This window comes from Collimonas fungivorans (assembly GCF_028292705.1).
GTDB classification, from domain to species: Bacteria; Pseudomonadota; Gammaproteobacteria; order Burkholderiales; family Burkholderiaceae_D; genus Collimonas; species Collimonas fungivorans_B.
In genome coordinates this window covers 1-3,724 of record NZ_JAQGLV010000105.1, presented here as the reverse complement: position 1 = coordinate 3,724, position 3,724 = coordinate 1, and the positions used below count along the sequence as shown (strand labels likewise).

Here is a 3,724-nt window from a genome sequence, read left to right as displayed (position 1 = left end):
ATCACGCATGCGTTCGCCCGCATCGGCAATGCGGTCGCGCCCACGCTGGTGGTGTTCATCATGGCCACCCACGGCTGGCGTGAATCCTTCTATATCTGCGGGTGATCAGCCTGGTCTGGGTATTGGTGTGGGCATTTGTGTTTACCGAACATCCGGAAAAACATCCGCGCATCACCAAGGAAGAGCTGGCGATACTGCCGGCGGTGAAGAAAAACACGCCGAAGATTCCATGGGGGCCGCTGTTCAAGCGCATGCTGCCGGTGACGATCGTCTATTTCTGCTACGGCTGGACTTTGTGGCTGTTCCTGAGCTGGATACCGCAATATTTCCTGCACAGCTACGACCTCGACATCAAGAAATCGGCGCTGTTCGCTTCCAGCGTTTTCTTCGCCGGCGTGCTCGGCGATACGCTGGGCGGCATCGTCAGCGACAGGATCCTGAAGCGCACCGGCAACCTGAAGCGGGCACGCAGCCAGATGGTGTCGGTCTGCATGCTGCTGACGCTGTTGTCGCTGCTGCCGTTGCTTGTCACTCACAATGTTTACGTCTCGATACTTTGCCTGAGCGCCGGTTTCTTCTTTGCCGAAATGACGATAGGCCCGATGTGGGCAATCCCGATGGATATCGCTCCGCAGTACTCGGGCACCGCCAGCGGCATGATGAATACCGGTTCGGCGTTGGCGGCGATCATCTCGCCGGTGCTGTCCGGCTACCTGATCGACCGCTTCGGCAGCTGGGAACTGCCGTTCGTCGGCAGCATGATCCTGATGGGATTCGGCGTGCTGCTGGCGTTCCGCATGCAGCCTGACAGCAAGTTCGAGCACAGCGTGGCGGATGGTGCGGCTAATCCGGTGAAAGCCGGCGCGTAGACGCGCTGCCCGATCTGGTCATACAGTCACAATTACTATAAGGGTTTTCATGATTTCTTCGCAATCTCCGCAAGAGCGGCTGGCGCATCTGCTGAGCGCGGCGTATGGCAAACATGCGCCAGCCGAATGCATCCCGCAGGAGCTGGAGCCGGTCAGCGCCGAGGATGCTTACCTGGTGCAGCAGGCGTTCCTGCGGCAAAAACAGGCGCGGATCGGAGGCTGGAAGATAGGCGCAAAATCGGACAAGGGACCGATACAGGGCGCTCCCTTGCCGGTGGAGCGTATTTATCCGGCTACCTCGGTAGTCGAACGCGCGGATTACCCGGTGCTTGGCATCGAGCTGGAAATCATGTTTTGTTTCGATATCGATTTCCAGCCAGGAACGGCGCCGATTCCAGAGCAGGATGTAATGCGCCATGTAAGCACGATGGCGGCGTCGATAGAGATCGTTTCCAGCCGCATCGCCGGCTGGCCGGACGTGCCCAAGCTGAGCCAGCTGGCGGACCTGCAAAACCACGGCGCGCTGATCAGCGGCGAATTTGTCGCTTACGACGCTGCTTTCCCGTTCCTGCATCCGGCTGCGCACCTGACCTTGAACGGCAAAGACATATTCAAGGGCGGTGCGAGCAATCCGGCCGGCGATCCGCGGCGCCTGCTGGGCTGGCTGGTGAATCATTGCAACACGCACGGCATAGCCCTGCCTGCGGGTACGATAGTGACCACCGGCTCCTATACCGGCATCCACTTTCCGGATGAACCGGGTCTGGTAATCGGCCAGATTGCGGGTTTGCCGCCGATTCATTTCGAGCTGGCTTAAGCCGGGCATCGGCAATTTTTCAAGTTTTTGACAGGACTCCATCATGCTGGTCAAGCCCATCCACCTGGTTCCTCGCAGCCCGACGCTCGCTACGCCGCTGGCCGCGCAATTGCGGCGCGAACTGAGGGGCGAAGTCTTGTTCGGCCGGGCCGACCGCGGCCGTTACGCAACCGATGCCTCCATCTACCAGATCATGCCGCTCGGCGTGGTGGTGCCGCGCGACCAGGACGACCTGCTGCTGGCGCTGGACATCGCCCGCAGCCATCACATCCCGGTGCTGGCGCGCGGCGCCGGCACCAGCCAGTGCGGCCAGACCGTGGGCGAGGCGCTGGTGCTCGACAACAGCAAATGGCTGAACCAGGTCATCGATTTCGATCTTGCGGCGCGCACCGTGACGGTAGAACCCGGCATGGTCCTCGACCATCTCAACGCCTGGCTCAAGCCGCACGGGCTATGGTTCCCGGTGGATGTCTCGACCGCGGCACAGTGCACGATAGGCGGCATGGCAGGCAACAATTCCTGCGGCTCCAGGTCGATCGAATACGGCAACATGGTGCACAACGTGGCCGCCATCGACGCCGTCCTGGCGGACGGCACGCAAGGGCGCTTTGAACGTCTGGACCGGATGGAGCAGAACGGACGGATCGGCGCCATTGTCGCAGGGTTGCGGCACATCGCCCAGCGCGAACGGGCCGAGATCGCGGAACGTGTGCCCAAGGTGCTGCGGCGAGTCGGCGGCTACAACATCGATATCTTCGATTGCCAGAACCCGCGCGCCTACACCGACGACGGCATCGCCAACCTGGCGCATATCCTGGTCGGATCCGAAGGAACGCTGGCCTACAGCCGCCAGCTCACCCTGTCGCTGGCGCCGCTGCCGGCGCACAAGGTGCTGGGCGTGGTGAATTTCCCGACCTTCTACCAGGCCATGGACATGACGCAGCATATCGTCAAGCTCGGCCCGACCGCGGTCGAACTGGTCGACCGCACCATGATCGACCTCTCCATGAGCAATCCGGCATTCAAGCCGGTGATTGAACAAGCCCTGGCAGGCCAGCCGCAAGCCATCTTGCTGGTGGAGTTCGCCGGAGACGACCACGCTGCGTTACTCAACAAACTGGCCAGCCTGGATCAATTGATGGCCGACCTGGGCTTGCCCGGCTCGGTAGTGCAAATGAGCGGCGCGGCCGACCAGAAAGCATTGTGGGACGTGCGCAAGGCCGGCCTGAACATCATGATGAGCATGAAGGGCGACGGCAAGCCGGTGTCCTTCATCGAAGATTGCGCCGTGCCGCTGGAGCACCTGGCCGAATACACCAACCAGCTGACGGAAGTGTTCCATAAATACGGCACCGAAGGCACCTGGTACGCACACGCCAGCGTCGGCACCCTGCATGTCAGGCCGATACTTGACATGCGCCGCGGCGGCGCCAAGGACATGCGCGAGATTGCCGAAGCAGCCTCGGTGCTGGTGCGCAAATACAAAGGCGCATATTCGGGCGAACACGGCGACGGCCTGTGCCGCGGCGAATGGGTGGCCTGGCAATACGGCCCGAAAATCAATGCTGCTTTCACCGAAATCAAGGAGCTTTTCGATCCGGAGAACCGTTTCAACCCGGACAAGATCGTGCGTCCGCCGAAAATGGACGATGCCAGCAATTTCCGCTTTGCGCCGGGTTACAGCGAATTGCCGCATCGTCCTTTGCTGGACTGGTCGTCCTGGAACGTCAAGCGCAATCCCCTGACCGGCGCAGAAACCGCGGCGGGCAGCGGCGGCGACAAAACCGGCGGCCTGGCCAAGCTGGTTGAAATGTGCAACAACAACGGCCATTGCCGCAAATTCGACGCCGGCACCATGTGCCCCAGCTATCGCATCACCAAAGATGAAAAACACGTCACGCGCGGCCGCGCCAATACCCTGCGCCTGGCGCTTTCGGGCCAACTCGGCAGCGAGGGCCTGGCCAGCGCCGAGGTCAAGGAAGTGCTTGACCTGTGCGTATCGTGCAAAGGCTGCAAGCGCGATTGCCCGACCGGCGTC

Annotated in this window: 2 protein-coding genes and 1 pseudogene; all 3 read left to right on the top strand. The window is 61.5% G+C overall.

From position 1 onward, the window contains the following. Nucleotides 1-869: pseudogene (locus JWQ61_RS05290) on the top strand (MFS transporter); the annotation flags it as partial. Between the two features lie 49 nt (nt 870-918). Then, nucleotides 919-1,686 (top strand): 2-keto-4-pentenoate hydratase, encoded by a 768-nt coding sequence (locus tag JWQ61_RS05285; protein WP_304359598.1) that lies wholly within the window; start codon nt 919-921, stop codon nt 1,684-1,686. 43 nt (nt 1,687-1,729) lie between these two features. Then, a partial coding sequence (locus JWQ61_RS05280) for an FAD-binding and (Fe-S)-binding domain-containing protein (protein WP_304359597.1) occupies nt 1,730-3,724 on the top strand: 1,995 nt, incomplete at its 3' end.

What these genes read in the sequence shown, in the direction of transcription:
- JWQ61_RS05285 (WP_304359598.1), top strand. Translation starts at nt 919, where the DNA reads ATGATTTCTTCGCAATCTCCGCAAGAGCGGCTGGCGCATCTGCTGAGC.